Raw genomic sequence first — 15,365 nt, forward strand, 5'->3', positions numbered from 1 at the left:
GAAGGAGCTAAATGAGATGAAAACTATATATCATTCGATTTTCGGCCGCTATTGGAACCCTTATCTGGTTCTTGCGGCTGCCGGTATCCTCAGTGCCGTCTATTTCGGCCTGACGGGCGGTGTCTGGGCAGTGACCGGTGAGTTCACCCGGCTCGGCGGCGACCTGCTCAAGCTGGCAGGCGTGGACATCTCCGGATGGGCGTACTATGACATGGTACACCTGCAGGGGGCGACCTGGAACCGTCCGGACGGCTGGATTGTGTGGGGGATGTTCATCGGCGCGCTCGTCATGGTGCTGTTGAGCGGCAGTTTCAAGATCCGTCTTCCCAAACAGAAACGGCGCTACGTCCAGGGGCTGACGGGCGGTATCATCGCGGGATTCGGTGCACGGCTCGCCCTCGGCTGCAACTTGGCCGCCTTCTTCACCGGTGTGCCGCAGTTTTCGTTCCACTCCTGGATCTTCATCGTCGCGACAGGCATCGGAACGTTCTTCGGTGCAAAACTGACGAAGACGCGCTGGTGGAAAGGACGCCCGTCGCTCGTCCGCGGCGGTGCGGTCAAGCCGTCGGAAGTGAAATCGCGGACCATCCAGCCGGTTGCCGGAGCCGCCATCGCACTCGTCTACGCGGCGCTGACAATCTATTTCTTTGCCTCAGGCCAGACACGGCTCGGGCTCGGAGCACTGTTCGGCCTCGCATTCGGCATCCTGATCGAGCGCGGCCAGATCTGCTTCACATCGGCATTCCGGGATCTGTTCCTCGTCGGCCGCAGCATGATGGCGAAAGCGATTATCCTCGGGATGGCAGTCAGTTCCGTCATTACAATCATCGTGATTTCGGTCTACGGAATGACGCCGATCACGCAGATCGCCGCACTGAGTACGTTCGTCGGCGGCGTGCTGTTCGGTCTCGGTATCGTCATGGCATCGGGCTGTGAAACCGGGATGATGTACCGGCTGATGGAAGGCCAAGTGCTCTTTTTGCCGGTGTTCGCCGGCAATATCATCGGCGCCACCCTCCTCGCCTATGCGTGGGATCATCTCGGCGTCTATGAGACACTCGTCGCAAGCGGCAGTCAAGTCAACTTGATCGACACGCTCGGACCGGTCGGCGCTATCGCGGCGACCCTCCTCATGCTCGGCGTCCTGTATGGCCTGACCGTGTTCCGGGAAAAGCAATACCGCAGTAAACTCGTACCGATGAAAGGAGCGAAACAGCATGCAAACTGATCTCGAACCTGATTTCACGCTCGATCTGCGCGGTGAATCGTGCCCGTATCCGGTCATCTATACACTGGAAGCGCTTGAAGGCATGAAGAAAGGCGAACTGCTGCAGGTCATCACCGACTGCCCCGGTTCGTTCCGCAACGTGCCGGAAGAGGCACTCGCACACGGCTACACGTTCGCACAGGATCCTGTGAAGAACGGACAGGAGTATTTGTTTTATATTTACGCATGACCCGCAGCAGGCACCGGCATTCCGGTGCCTGTTTTTTACTGTCTGCAGGCGTTGGCGCTTGTCCCTCCGATTGTGAGATGATGAAGGAAGCAATCAAAGGAGGAGATGGCATGAAACGGGTATTGGACTGCACAGCAAGTGATTTCAAGGAAATGGACGGACAGACTTTGAAACAATCAATCCGGGCCTGCGAGGGCCGGGTGATGCTGTCGGAGACGATCGCATCCGCCCCGCCGCTCTATCCGGACGTGACGAATGCGGAGCTGGCCGCGTCGTTCGGAGCGGACCTGCTGCTGCTGAATGTGTTCGATGTGTTCCATCCGGTGGTGGAAGGATTGGACTGTGAGAAAAAGTCCGAAGTGATCCGCACATTGAAGGAGTTGACGGGGCGGCCGGTCGGGCTGAACCTCGAGCCGGTCGATCCGGATGCCGCCGCTGCGGAACAGCTCAGCCGTGTGGATGCCGGCCGGCTCGCGACCCCGGAAGCGATGCAGGCCGCGGCCGATCTCGGCTTCGATTTCGTCTGCCTGACCGGCAATCCGAAGACAGGTGTTTCGAACGAAGCGACCGTGGCGGCAATCCGTGAGGCGCGTCGGATATTCGGGGTGGCCGGGCTGATCATCGCCGGCAAGATGCACGGTGCTGGAGTCGCCGGCGAAATGGGCGGCGACATCATTTCCGAAGATATGCTGACGCGGTTCATCGAAGCGGGCGCAGACGTCATCCTCATGCCGGCGCCCGGCACGATTCCCGGTATTACTGTGCAGACAGCGGAATCCTACGTGCGGCATGTCCACGCGAACGGCGCCCTCGCCATGCTGACGATCGGCACGAGCCAGGAAGGGGCCGATGAGGCGACCATCCGCCAGATCGCCTTGAACAGCAAGATGGCCGGTGCTGACATCCATCACATCGGCGACACCGGTTTCTACGGCATCGCCGTGCCGGAGAACATCATGACATACTCCATCACCATCCGCGGGAGACGCCATACGTATGTCCGGATGGCGAAGTCGGTGCTGCGGTAAGCCTTAGTCTGTACTGCCAATCCAATTTACCAATATGCTATACTAGGGAGACATGAAATTAGCTGGGTGCGCGAACACCCGATCAGCTGCAGTCCCATCCGCTTGAAGAGCGGTTGGCCTGTATTCGGTGTTAGACCTGAAAAGTAATCATCTCACACGCAGCCAGAGCGGGGGATGGTTACTTTTTTCTATTGGGAAATATTCGCATTCCCATTCTAGTTATGAGATAATCAGAACACCTGTACTATTACAAGAAACCGAGGTGCTGTCATGAAACCGGTGATCCTGGCGGAGAAGCCGTCGCAGGCGAAGGCGTACGCCGATGCGTTTTCGGCGCGCAAGCATGAGGGCTATATGGAACTCCTGCCGTGCCCGACCTTTCCGGAGGGGGCTTTTTTGACATGGGGCGTCGGCCACCTGGTCGAGCTGAAGGAACCGCATACGTATAACCCATCCTGGAAACGGTGGTCGCTCGGCAGCCTGCCGATCCTGCCCGAGCGCTATGAGTTCGAGGTGTCGAAGGGCAAGTACAAGCAGTTCCAAGTCGTGAAGAAACTTATGAAGAATGCCGATACGATCATCAATGCGTGTGACGTGGACCGGGAAGGCTCCAACATCTTCTACAGCATCTACAACCAGACGGGCGCCCGCGGGCAGACCATCAAGCGGCTGTGGATCAATTCGCTCGAAGCCGACGAAGTGCGGAAAGGGTTCGCGAACTTGCGCGATAACCGCCAGGATCTGCAGCTGTACGAGGAGGCGAAGTCCCGCCAGATCAGCGACTGGCTTGTCGGCATGAACGGCTCGCGGCTGTATACGCTGCTGCTGAAGGCGAAGGGCATCCAGGAAGTATTCCCGATCGGACGCGTGCAGTCGCCGACCGTCTACCTGATCTACCAGCGGCAGCGGGAGATCGAGACGTTCGTCTCCGAGCCGTTCTTCGAAGCGGAAGCGCTGTTCACTGCGGAACACGGGACGTACAAAGGAAAGGCGAAACTGAAGGAGCCGAAACGGGAACTGATTGCGGACGCCTTGAACAGCCGGGGCATCACGAAGCGGTCGCCCGGTGTGATTACGGAGCTCAAGACATCGGACAAGCGCATGCCGCCGCCCCAGCTCCATTCCCTGTCGACGCTGCAGGCGACGGCGAACCGGCGCTGGAAAGCGAGTCCCGCCACCGTGCTGAAAACGATGCAGGCGCTCTATGAAAAGAAACTCGTATCCTATCCGCGGACCGATACGCGGCATATTACGCCGAGTGAGTTCAAGTACTTGGCAGACGCTGCCGAAGACTATCAGCAGCTCATCGGCCAGCCGTTCGACATCGTGTCGAAAACACCGAAGAAGCGGTTCGTCGACAGCTCGAAAGTCCAGGAGCACTATGCGATCATTCCGACGAAGAAAGTGCCGACTGCGGCCGCCATCGCAAAACTCGGCCCGCTCGAGCGGAATTTATATGAAGAAGTCGTCCGGACGGCGCTTGCGATGTTCCACCGGGACTACCTGTACACCGAGACGAAAGTGACGACGGACGTCAACGGGCTGCCGTTCTTCACAACGGGCAAGACAGAGGTGGACAAGGGCTGGAAGGAACTCTTCGCCGTGCCGCCGAAAAAAGGCAAGGATGCAGAGGAACCCGCCCTGCCGCCGCTGTCGCAGAACGAGACGGTGCAGAGCGAGATCGGCATCAAGGAAGGGGCGACCCAGCCGCCGAAACCATATACGGAAGGCCAGCTGATCGCGATGATGAAGACGTGCGGCAAGCTCGTCGAGGACCAGAGCGAAACGGATATCCTGAAAGAGATCGAAGGGCTCGGCACGGAAGCGACGCGCAGCGGAATCATCGAGACGATCAAGAAGCACGGCTACATCTCCGTCACGAAGAACATTGTCTCGATCACCGACAAAGGACGCGTGCTCTGCCAGGCGATCGAAGGCAGCCTGCTCGCGAGCCCGTCGATGACGGCGAAATGGGAGACGTACTTGAAACGGATCGGCAGCGGGGACGGCACGGGGACCCACTTCCTCGACAACGTCTCGAAGTTCATCCGGAAACTGCTCGACGATGTGCCGAAGCAGCTCGAGCAGCAGACGATCGACATCACGCTGCCGCCGAGGCCGCCGTCCGGCCGGAAGTCATATACGCCGGTCGAAGTGGCGCCGTGTCCTGCCTGCAAGGAAGGGACAATTGTCGCCCGCAAGGACTTCTATGGCTGCAGCAACTACAAGAGTGGCTGCAAGCAGACATTCCCGGGCTACTTCCTGAAGAAGAAGCTGACGCCCGCGCAGGTGAAACTGCTGTGCACGAAGGGCCGGACGAACGTCATCAAAGGCTTCCAGTCCGGTGCCGGCAAGAAGTTTGATGCGGCGCTCGAGCTGAAGGACGGTAAGCTGAATCTGTTGTTTGCGGAAAGCAGAAAGAAGGAATGAAAAAACCAGGCAGAACAGGGGCATCCCCCGTTCCGCCTGGTTTCCTCATTTACTGGATCGATTTCAATTCACTGATCATCTTGCCGGATTTATCGACCGTCTTCACTCGTCCGATTCCTTTGACAAAGTAAGATTTATTTCCATTTGTATTTGTGGCTTCCACGGCCTTTGTGAATGTCTTATATGGTGTTTTCACGGTTTTATTGATCCCTGTGATCGTGACGCGTTCATGGAAATCCATTCCGGGCTGCCACTTCGTGTTCAATTTCACAGGATAGATAAGCTCCTTTTCGGCTTCAGAAAGCGGATGAACCATGTAAAGCCCATCTTTTGTTTCCCGCTGATCCAGGTGATAGACACTGCCGTCGCCCGTATCCTTGAATTCCCACAAATATCCGTGGAATGTCACTTCTGCAGGCTTGATGGTCACTTTTTTATACGCGACTTGCAACTCGCCTTTCGGCTGTGCGTACGTATACGTCTTTGTCAGATCATAGGCATAGCCGTCTTTGTTAAGCGTCCGCTGTTTGAATTCAGTACTGAGTCCGCGTGCAAGGAAGGCTGAGAATTGCTCGCGTGTGACATTCGCGGTCGGACGGAAGGTGCCATCCGGATACCCCGTCACAATATGGGCACCTGCCATTTCAAAAATGGCCGTGGAGGCGTTCATGTGATGACCGACATCACTGAATCTGCCATAACTTCCCGCCATGATGCCGAACGAACGCTCCAGGATCATCGCCATATCACCGCGTGAAATCTTCTCGTTCGGACGGAAGGTGCCGTCCGGATAGCCGTTGATGATCTTGCGGTCCGCTGCTGAGGCGATATAGCCGCTCGCGCCATAGTTCTTGCCGACGTCCTTGAACTTGGTCGCGCGCTTCGTGCCGTTCAGGTCGAGCATCCGGCCGACCATGATGGCCGCTTCCCCGCGTGTCACGTCCTTTTTCGGCTGGAACTTTCCGGTCGTATAGCCGCTGATAATGTTTTTGCCGACGAGGAAATTGATTTCATCGTGGAAGCGGTTCGTTTTCGGGACATCCGGGAATCCAGCAGCCACTGCAGGCTGTGCCGCGAGGATGAAGGAAAGACCAATGACGGTGACAAGTGTCCATAACTTCTTCATGTGCTCACTCCTCTTCTTCTGTTTGTTCCAGCATACCAATCTGCTGCCATCCTATCAACTTTTTTCCAGATGAAAAGGATTATTCATGCAAAAAGACGTCCGGGTATATTCTGCGGACGTCTTTTCCCTATAGGACAGGCGACAGCAGCCGGGAGATGCCTTCCTTGAACTTGATGAGCAAAGAGCGTTCAGCGTAGCGTTCCGCCGTCAGCTCGGTGCTGATTTCAGTGTCTTTCAGGAACAGTTCCTGCAGCTGTCCGGCAATGGCTTTGTCATAGATGACCGCACTCACCTCGAAGTTGAGATGGAAGCTGCGGGAATCGATGTTCATCGTCCCGACACATGCCGTCTCCCCGTCCACGACCATCGGCTTTGCGTGCAGGAATCCGTTGTTGTATAGCAGGATTTTCGCACCATACGCAATCAGGTCCCCAGCATATGCCCAGGTCGCCCAGTAGACGAACGGATGATCCGGCTTGCACGGGATCATGATGCGCACGTCGACGCCCGACAGCAATGCTATCTTGCACGCATCCATGAAACTCGTATCAGGAATGAAATACGGCGTCTGGATATAGACGCGTTCCTTCGCCGCCAGGATGAGTTTGATGTACATGTTCTTCAGGTGCTCCGTCCGGGAATTGGGGCCGCTTGCGACGACCTGGACGGGGCTCGTCCCCCGTGCCGGACCCGCTGCGAATTCGTATTGATCCCATTCACCGGGTTTCCCGCGGCCAGCCTGATGCCAGTCGAGGATGAACCTCCCCTGGATGTGGTGGATGGCCCGCCCTTCGATCCGCAGATGGGTGTCCCGCCAGTAGCCGAACTTCTTGTCGAGTCCGAGGTATTCATCCCCTACGTTGAACCCGCCGATGTAGGCGATTTTACCGTCGATGATGACCAGTTTGCGGTGGTTCCGGTTGTTGATGCGGAAATTGATGAGCCGGAAGAAGGACGGGAAGAATACCTCGACTTCCCCGCCCGCTTTCCGGAGCTCGTCGAAGAATTTCGGCGGGGTCTTTTTGGAGCCGACCTCATCATACAGTAGGCGCACTTTCACGCCGGCTCTTGCCCGCTCGATTAGCGCATCCCGCAGCCGCCGGCCGAGTTCGTCTTTCTGGAAGATATAGTACTGGATGTTGACTTCGGTTTGGGCGCTGCGTATATCGCGTTCGAGTGCATCGAATTTCGCATGCCCGTCGCTGAAGATCTCAATGTTGTTATCGGTGGACAGCAGGGCATCCGCCGACTTCAGGTTCATATGGATGAGTTCTTCCTGTACCTGCAGAGCGGGCTCCTTCAGCAGGTCCCCTGGTCAATTGCCTCCAGCTGCGCATCGACTTCCGTCTGGATTTCCCCGCGCTCGTTTTCCGTGAGCCGGTAGAAATTGTTCTGCTTCAGATTCCTGCCGAGGAAGAGATAGAGGATGAAGCCCACGATTGGCAGGAAGACGAGGACAAGGATCCATGCCCATGTATTGCCGATGTCCCGGCGTTCGAAAAACAGCACCCCCGCCAGCAGGAAGGCGTTCAGGATGATTGTGATGGTGGCGGTCAATGTAATGATATTTCCAATTTCCATAGGCGTCTGCTCCTTTACCGTCCATGATGCCAGGTTTCCGTGAACGATACAATCTATTTTCTGCTCTGGGAGACTCCTTTTGCGTCCTTCTGTTCCTATAAAAAAATGCGTAGCACAGCGGAGCCGGCAAGCCAGGGGTTTGATTTGTCTGAAGTGCATACGGAGCGGCACGGCGGGTTGGTGGCAGCCGACAGCCAGTCCGCGGGCATGCTGTGTTCCTGATTGTGTGAAGTTATGAGCGGTTTGGCATGGTTTATGAGCGATTTTCTGTGTTTATGATCACTTTACGAAATTTATGATCACTTTCCCGAGTTTATGATCACTTATCAAGTTTTATGAGCGTTTCCCAAGATTTATGATCAGTTTCGCCAGTTTATGAGCAGTTTCCAAGCCCCTTGCAATGAAGCCCGCTCTTTCTGCATCGTCTGGGTAACTCCGTTGCGCTATAATGGGGAAAACTGGTTGTACAGGGGGACTGCTTCATGAAGAAACGACGGTATCGGAATCTGGATCCGGCGGCACGGCCAGCGACGTTCGGGGAACTGATGCGCTGGCGGCGGGAGCGGATGAGGAAGCGGAAGGATTTGCGTTTTAAAATCGGCCAGGCGCCGGACAAGCAGACGGCGCGCCTGCAGCGGAACCGCTGTGATACCACGATTACCTGGATCGGCCATTCAACGTTCCTGCTGCAGATCGCTGGACTCAACATCCTCACGGATCCGGTGTTTGCGCGCCGGATGGGGCTGGATGTCCGGCTTGAGCCGCCCGGTCTGTCGCCTGAGGATCTGCCTGCCATCGACGTCGTCCTGCTGTCACATTCCCATTACGATCATTTCGACAAACCTTCCCTCCTGCAGCTGCCGGGCAGTCCGGCGGTCCTGGTGCCTGAAGGTCTGGGGCCGGCGGTACGCAAGATTATGAAACAGTCGTGCGTTTACGAAGTCCCCTGGGGAGCATACGTCACCATCGGCCCGCTTTCATACCATGCGGTCCCTGCCCAGCACTGGACGAAGCGTTCGCTGACCGACACGAACACGTCCCATTGGTGCGGCTGGGTGATCCGCCAGGCAGCCGCTGGTGAAGAGCGGTTCGGTACATTGTATTATGCCGGGGACAGCGGGTACTTTCCGGGGTTCCGTGCAATCGGCGACCGTTTCCCGGATATCCGCTATGCCCTGCTGCCGATCGGTGCCTATGAGCCGGAATGGTTCATGGGCACCCAGCATATGACGCCTGAGGAAGCTGTACAGGCATTCGAAGATGTCCGGGCGGATACGTTCATCCCGATGCATTACGGCGCATTCCGGCTGGCCGACGATACGACGGAAGAAGCGCTCGACCGGCTTCTGGCCGAGTGGCACAGGCGCGGTCTTCCGCGGGAACGGCTGACGCTGCTGCGGCTCGGGGAGACGCTCTGCGATTCGTGAGAGCCCTGTCCCTCCCTTATCCGAACTGAATGAAAACAGACGCGTATTCCAGTTATCGGAATACGCGTCTGTTTGCGTTTGCTTACGTTCGGTCGAAAAACCGCTGCTGTGCGACTGCTGCCACAAATTCCTCGCCGAAGTCCGGATTATTGTCAGCAAACACGACGCCAGCCATATTGTTCTGCGCCGATTTCCGGATGAATGCCCGGCCAGTGGACGCAACCCCGATCGGTTTGTAGTGCTTGTAAGCGACGTTAATGTATTCGTTCATGTCGTAATTGAACTTATCTGCATTTTTCGGAGTTCCCCCAACGATATAGAGAGAGTCCATCAAATACGGGCTTGTCGTCAGGAACGTTTCATCCACTTTCAGTTTGGTGCCGTCACTGCCGGTCACTGTACCGAGGGTTTCACTGATGATTACGACGAATACACCATACTTCTCCAATACATCCAGAGTTTTTTTGACCGCCTCCGTATCGAATCCGTTCGTGATCAGCACCCCGACCTTTTGGGAATATGCGTATTTCGGTGTGCTGGCCTGGCTGAGGGATGGATACTTGGTGGATACCGGCACATGGCTGCCGCTCGGACGGTTGACACCAATATTGTCTGCAACGATGTTGGCCATCTCCTTATCGACCTTGACGAGGATATCGACGTTCTGCTGACGGACCGACTCACTTTGGACACAGCCGAGCTGAAAGCTGAGTGCCTCGATCATGTGCTGTTTTTCGACAGGAGTAAGGCTGTTCCAGAAGATCCGCGGCTGTGTGAAGAAATCATCGAACGACTTGCTCCGGGCGCGTATGACGTGCCCTTCGACTTTCTTCGGGTACGAGGCGTATCCTCCCTCTTCCGGCGGTACGGTATACGGTGTATTATCCGAGATGGAGTTTTTATGGTAGTTTGTCTGATCGACATCGATCCGGTACCGCATGAAGCCCTTCCTCGTATTATTGGTGAACGGACAGAGGGGGCGGTTGATCGGCAAGTCTTGGAAGTTCGCACTGCCGAGCCGGTGATACTGCGCACTTTGATAGGCCATCAGCCGTCCCTGCAGCACAGGATCGTTCGAGAAGTCGATGCCGGGCACGACGTTCGCCGGGTTGAATGCCACTTGTTCAAGCTCGGCGAATTCATTGTCGACGTTCCGGTTCAATGTCATTTTTCCGATCAGCTGAACTGGGATGAGTTCTTCCGGCCAAAATTTGGACGGGTCCAAGATGTCAAAATCGAACTTGAACTCATCCTCCTGGGACAGGAGCTGCACGCCAAGTTCATATTCTGCGTATGCCCCCCGGTCGATCGCTTCCCGCAGATCACGGCGGTGGTAATCGGGATCGATGCCGCCAATCTTCTGTGCTTCGTCCTGTAAGAGAGAATGCGTGCCGAGGATCGGCTTCCAGACGAACCGTACAAAGGTGGCGACCCCTTGTTCGTTCACGAGCAGATAGGTGTTGATCGACCAGGATTCCATCATACGGTAACTTCTAAGGATTCCGCGGTCGGACATGACCCAAAGCGTCATATGAAGGGCTTCCTGATTGTTTGCTACGTAATCCCAGAAATTATCATGGGCGCCTGCAGCTGTCGGCATGCCGGTCCTCGGTTCCGGCTGGTAGGCATGCAGGGCATCGGGGAATTTCATGGCATCCTGGTTAATGAGCACCGGCATGTCAATTGTCGTCAGGTCGTAGTTGCCCTCTTCCGTATAGAATTTCACTCCTTTGCAGCGCAGATCACGGGCAGTATCCTTCGATCCGCGGGGCCCCTGAACAGTCGAGAACCGGACGAATACCGGTGTCTTCTTCCCCTCTTCCTGCAGGAATCCGGCTTTCGTGTACTGCTTCATGGATTTGTAACACTCGAACTCTCCATGTGCGCCGTATCCCCTCGCATGCACTTTCCGCTCTGGGATCGGCTCCTTGACAAAATGCGTCATCTTCTCGAAAAACTCATAGTCCTGCCGCAGCGTCGGACCGCGGACACCGGCTTTCAACTGATCTTCGTCATTCGACCGTTTCAGTGATTGGTTCGTCGTCAGGGGATTTCCTGTATTTTGGATGCGGAACTCCTCAAGCTGTTCGAGCTTGCGATTCGTGACCGACTTGTCATGTTCGTCGGAAAATCGATTATCCATACATGCGCACCTTTCTCAGCGAGATTTTCAACCATTTACAGTGTATGTGAAGAGGCCGTCGAAGATTACGTCCGGGCTTTTCCACAAGAAGATATATTGAACTATTTTGAACATACTGTTATAGTAGGTTGCAACTCTCAGTAAATGACTGGAAAATCGTTAAAGGGGACTCGGGAATGAACCGCACATATTTGAAACACGAATTTCTGCTGACGGCTGCGGGCAGACGGACCATCCCGTTCCTTCTGTTCATCGGCACACTTCTGCTGATCTACTGTTTCCTGCTCGTCCCGAATCGGGAGACGCCTGAGACGCTCGATATCGATGAGACCAAACTGTACTTGACGAAACTGGAAGTCGAGCAGGAGCAGCGACTGAAGAACGGCAATACGGGGATCATCCTCATGACCGGGCAGCCCGTATTCGCCATGAATGCATACTACCACGGGCTGTTCTCCGCATTCCTGAATGCCTATGAAGACCGGAACTTCCTCCGGTATCTCCATCTGCGCACCGCCTATCTGGAGTCCGACCCTTCCGTCTACATACAGGATGACCGTCTTTTCAGCAATTCACCATTTCCCGGCAAGGATCGGGAACATCTGTACCATCAGACAATGCTGCGCTACGAAGACTACCTTTCCAATAAGTGTACGGTTACGGAAGGGCTGCTGTTCGAGAAGACAGGTCTCCAGTCGCTGCAGCGCTTTCTCCAGACATACGGCTTTGCCTTCATGCTCTTCTGCGCTGTGTATTTCAGCAGCGATATCGTTTCCCGGGACCGGCTCCACCGTTCTGTATTACAAGGTCTTCCCGTGTCCTGGTACCGGCAGCTGAACCTGAAATCGCTGTCCGCCTTCCTGTATACACTGCTTGTCATCTTCGCTGTGCTGGCTGTCGGTGTTCTCCTGCTGGCTCTCCAATTCGGCTTCGGGCCTGCCGATCTCAATGTGCCCATCATGACAGCCCAGCAGACGTTCACCATCGAGGACTACGGCGTGATGGGCATCTTGAAGTTCATAGGGATTTCATTACTGGCCGTCCCCCTGCTCGTCTATCTCATCATCCGTCTGAATACGGTGCTCGGACTCCTGCTGAAGAACGAATGGCTCGTCCTCCTCTTCGGAACGGCTGTCATTTTTGCGGAGCGGCTGTATGACGGCCGGACGACGCGGGAACTTGCCGGTATTGACATCAGCTATTTCCCGCAGATCTACTTCGATTTCGGCAAGATTATTACAGGTGAGAAGAATTACCTGCTGAATACGGAGACGATCACCGTCGCGAAGGGATTCATCGTCCTGCTGGCTGCTGTGCTGGCAGTGGAACTCCTCCTGTTCGCCGTATCGCGGATCATCACGAAGCGGCGCCTCTACCAAGCGCGCTGACAAACCCCGGGAAGGAATGAGTCTGTCCATGAAACGGACCTATCTGTTATTCGAACTGAACATGCTTGCACATAACCGGAAAAACTGGCTGCTCGGTCTGGCACTGGTCCTCTTCTTCCCGATCTATTTCGGTCACTACAGCCAGCAGCAGATCGAAACCGTACAAGATCAGAAGAATGAAGAAGCCGGACTGTTCGAAACGATCTTCAAAGCATTTCCGGAAGAGCTGAGGGAGTCGGAAGAGGGGCAGATGATCTACGACAACCTGACGGAACAGGCATCCCTCATCAACATGCAGCGTTTCTACTTATGGGATGAAGAGGAGAACAGCAAGTCTTACATCGAAGACGGACTGCGGCTTACCGAACTGCGCCTGCAGCTTTACGATGCCGGCAACAAAGGCATGCCTGAGGAATTGATCATGACGGAAGAAGAGATCCGTCAAGAAACGGCCCTGCTGACCTATCAGCAGCAGCATGACGTGCCGATTATCGCAGATCCACTGGCAGCAAGTGCTTTCATACCGGCTGCTCTGGATCGGATCAGCGGTGCGCCATTCGGCTTGTTCGTCCTGCTGATCGGCAGCAGCATGATGCTCCATGACCGGGCGAACCGCTCCGTCATGGAGGGGCTGCCGGTTTCATCGACCCGGCGGATGCTTACGAAACTGGGCGTCCATCTGGCGCTTATTACGCTGTTCTTGGCCGCCGGTATCGGTGCCGGCGCGCTGTATGCCGGACTGAAGACAGGATGGGGGGACTTCTTATCACCTCTGCTGCTCTATGACGGCGGAGAGTTCCGGGCGGTCTCGTCCGTCTCCTATATTGTGCTCCAGTCCCTATCGTTCCTGCTCATCAGCCTGCTGCTGCTTGCGGCGTTCGCCCTGCTGCAGGAATTCACGGAAAACACCTATGCAGCCGTTCTGATCATTCTCTTTTTCATCCTGCTGCCCTCTATCCTGTCGACGGCAGGTCTGCAGGCCGGCTGGCTCCGGCCGCTCGTCATGCTGGACAGTGCTTCCGTGATGAACGGCATCGCAGCCGAACGGTATGCAAGCGGGCAGCTGGATATCCGGCATGCATTCTTCTGGTATGCGGGCCTGACCGCCATCCTTCTCGGCACAGCCGCCATCGTCAACCGGCTTCGCTACAGACAGCCGGCCCGGGCATACCGGACAGCCAGGAAACACTAAGGAGGGACAGTCATGCTGAAACTGACGAACATATCGATCGCCTATCCGGGCAAGGTGGTCCTGGATCGGATCGATTTCACAGCCGGAAAAGGAGAGATCATCGGTGTTGCTGCACCGAACGGCACCGGGAAGACGACGCTGTTCAATATCATTGCAAACTATACGAAGCCGGACTCCGGCCAAGTGCTGTTTGACGGAAAGCATTCCTACCGCAGCGAACGGGAAGAGGTTGCGATCCATCGGCAGTTGACAACATTCCCGGAACAGGGGGACCTTTTTGAAGAATTGACAGGCACCGCTCACCTGAAATTATACGCCTCGATGTGGCAGCACTCGTCCAAGCAAGTCCCGGCCATCATCGAACGTCTCCAGATGGGCCACTATGTGAAGAAGAAAGTGAAAACCTATTCACTCGGCATGCGGCAGCGGCTCTGTTTTGCCATGATGATGGCCGCCGACACGCCTGTCATGCTGATGGATGAGGTGATGAACGGGCTCGATATCGCTAACGTCGCCCTCATTTCCGATTGTCTGATGCAGATGAAGGAGGAAGGGAAACTGATCTTTGTCGCCTCCCATCTGCTCGAAAACCTCGACTTATACGCCGACCGTGTCATCTTCCTGAAGGACGGGGTGATCGTCCACGAACAGAAGCTGACAGGCGAGCGGGACCTTTTCCTGAAGGCCGAGATGGCGCCAGATCAATATAATCTTCTGGCAGAGTCATTGGCCCTACCGCAGGATCATCTCTATATCGCCCGTCACCTGCTCTGCATTCCGCTGAACGGACTGTCCATGCCTGATCAGGTGCAATGGATCGAAAAGCTTCTTACGCAGGGCACAGCCAAACTGACGATCGGACCGCTCGGAACGGTGGAATACTATGAAAACTACTATGCGTAACGTGCTGCTCGTCCTGCTGATCTCGCTCTCCGCAGGCTGCCAGACAAAGTCCGTTCCGTCTTCCGAGTCCGTTGTCCGCTACGCAGAGAATCAGGAAATCACCGGCAAGGAGAAACAGGAGCTGATCGGCTCTGTTCATCCAGGTCTGTTTACGGAAGTCGACCGCGCCAACAGCGAAGCCCGTGAAACCGCTGTCCCTGTTGTCCCGAAGACCGGTGAAACCATCACACTGCCCCCTGGCCGGTATATGATTGCCGGAAATCCTACCGGGAATATCTATGTATTGGATAAAGACGGCAAGCAAATACTCCGGGAAATTGTCGGCGATTATGCCGGTGCTCATACGCTCACTGTTTCGGTGGATGAATCGATGACCGTGCGCGCAGATGGCGGATATGATTCGGTTTCAGTTTTTCCTGCTGAGACGGAACCCAGGAACACCCTGTCTGCAGGTGTATGGAAAGTGGGAACGGATATCGACCCGGGAGTATATACGATTTCAACTGATGAACTCTATGGGTACTTGCAGATTCTTGAGAGAGGAAAAGACCCCATTCTTTACGAACTGATCGGCGGCACGTCAGGGAAGACCGAAAGCCGTGTGGAGCTCAGGGAAGGGCAGTGGCTCCGTGTCACTAAAACGTCTACCGTGGTGTTCAATCCTGCAGATTAGGGATTCAGCTTCATCAG

At 55.6% G+C, this 15,365-nt stretch carries 11 protein-coding genes and 1 pseudogene; 9 read left to right on the plus strand and 3 right to left on the minus strand.

Going from position 1 to position 15,365, the window contains the following annotated elements; translation table 11 throughout:
• The first annotated feature begins 16 nt into the window (after positions 1-16).
• The 4 genes from yedE to QWT68_RS11470 all read left to right on the plus strand — a co-directional run bounded on the left by yedE (position 17) and on the right by QWT68_RS11470 (position 4,915).
• Positions 17-1,228: a selenium metabolism membrane protein YedE/FdhT gene (gene yedE / locus QWT68_RS11455; protein ID WP_290148465.1), complete on the plus strand. Its 1,212-nt coding sequence runs from the start codon at positions 17-19 to the stop codon at positions 1,226-1,228.
• On the plus strand, positions 1,218-1,457 hold the full coding sequence (yedF, locus tag QWT68_RS11460; protein ID WP_040287705.1) for a sulfurtransferase-like selenium metabolism protein YedF: 240 nt from the start codon (positions 1,218-1,220) through the stop codon (positions 1,455-1,457). Before yedE ends, yedF begins: the two co-directional genes overlap by 11 nt.
• A 110-nt stretch (positions 1,458-1,567) precedes the next feature.
• Positions 1,568-2,485 (plus strand): DUF7916 family protein, encoded by a 918-nt coding sequence (locus QWT68_RS11465; RefSeq protein WP_040287706.1) that lies wholly within the window; start codon positions 1,568-1,570, stop codon positions 2,483-2,485.
• 270 nt (positions 2,486-2,755) lie between these two features.
• Positions 2,756-4,915, plus strand: a complete 2,160-nt coding sequence (locus tag QWT68_RS11470) for a type IA DNA topoisomerase (RefSeq protein WP_040287707.1) — start codon at positions 2,756-2,758, stop codon at positions 4,913-4,915.
• A 49-nt stretch (positions 4,916-4,964) separates the two neighbouring features.
• Here QWT68_RS11470 and QWT68_RS11475 read toward each other — a convergent pair whose 3' ends face one another.
• Complete coding sequence (locus tag QWT68_RS11475; RefSeq protein ID WP_290148468.1) at positions 4,965-6,041, minus strand: S-layer homology domain-containing protein; 1,077 nt, start codon at positions 6,039-6,041, stop codon at positions 4,965-4,967.
• Positions 6,042-6,168: 127 nt separating this feature from the next.
• Positions 6,169-7,622 (minus strand): annotated as a pseudogene (gene cls / locus QWT68_RS11480) (cardiolipin synthase).
• 482 nt (positions 7,623-8,104) lie between these two features.
• On the opposite strand from cls, the gene QWT68_RS11485 reads away from it, so the two are divergent.
• Positions 8,105-9,049, plus strand: coding sequence for an MBL fold metallo-hydrolase (locus QWT68_RS11485; protein WP_290148470.1), 945 nt, complete (start codon positions 8,105-8,107; stop codon positions 9,047-9,049).
• Between the two features lie 82 nt (positions 9,050-9,131).
• On the opposite strand, the gene QWT68_RS11490 is transcribed toward QWT68_RS11485, so the two are convergent.
• Entirely contained in the window at positions 9,132-11,192 is a 2,061-nt protein-coding gene (locus QWT68_RS11490) for a catalase (RefSeq protein WP_290148472.1), read from the minus strand.
• A gap of 176 nt (positions 11,193-11,368) precedes the next feature.
• On the opposite strand from QWT68_RS11490, the gene QWT68_RS11495 reads away from it, so the two are divergent.
• From QWT68_RS11495 to QWT68_RS11510, 4 genes are read left to right on the plus strand one after another with little or no spacing between them, the layout of a single operon-like run.
• Positions 11,369-12,580, plus strand: coding sequence for a hypothetical protein (locus QWT68_RS11495; protein WP_290148473.1), 1,212 nt, complete (start codon positions 11,369-11,371; stop codon positions 12,578-12,580).
• Positions 12,581-12,608: 28 nt separating this feature from the next.
• Positions 12,609-13,772: a hypothetical protein gene (locus QWT68_RS11500; protein WP_290148475.1), complete on the plus strand. Its 1,164-nt coding sequence runs from the start codon at positions 12,609-12,611 to the stop codon at positions 13,770-13,772.
• A gap of 12 nt (positions 13,773-13,784) precedes the next feature.
• Entirely contained in the window at positions 13,785-14,675 is an 891-nt protein-coding gene (locus QWT68_RS11505; protein WP_040287712.1) for an ABC transporter ATP-binding protein, read from the plus strand.
• Complete coding sequence (locus tag QWT68_RS11510) at positions 14,656-15,348, plus strand: hypothetical protein (RefSeq protein ID WP_290148478.1); 693 nt, start codon at positions 14,656-14,658, stop codon at positions 15,346-15,348. The genes QWT68_RS11505 and QWT68_RS11510 overlap by 20 nt, the downstream gene beginning before the upstream one ends.
• Positions 15,349-15,365 lie beyond the last annotated feature (17 nt).

The sequence above is a fragment of the Sporosarcina trichiuri genome (assembly GCF_030406775.1).
GTDB lineage: Bacteria > Bacillota > Bacilli > Bacillales_A > Planococcaceae > Sporosarcina > Sporosarcina trichiuri.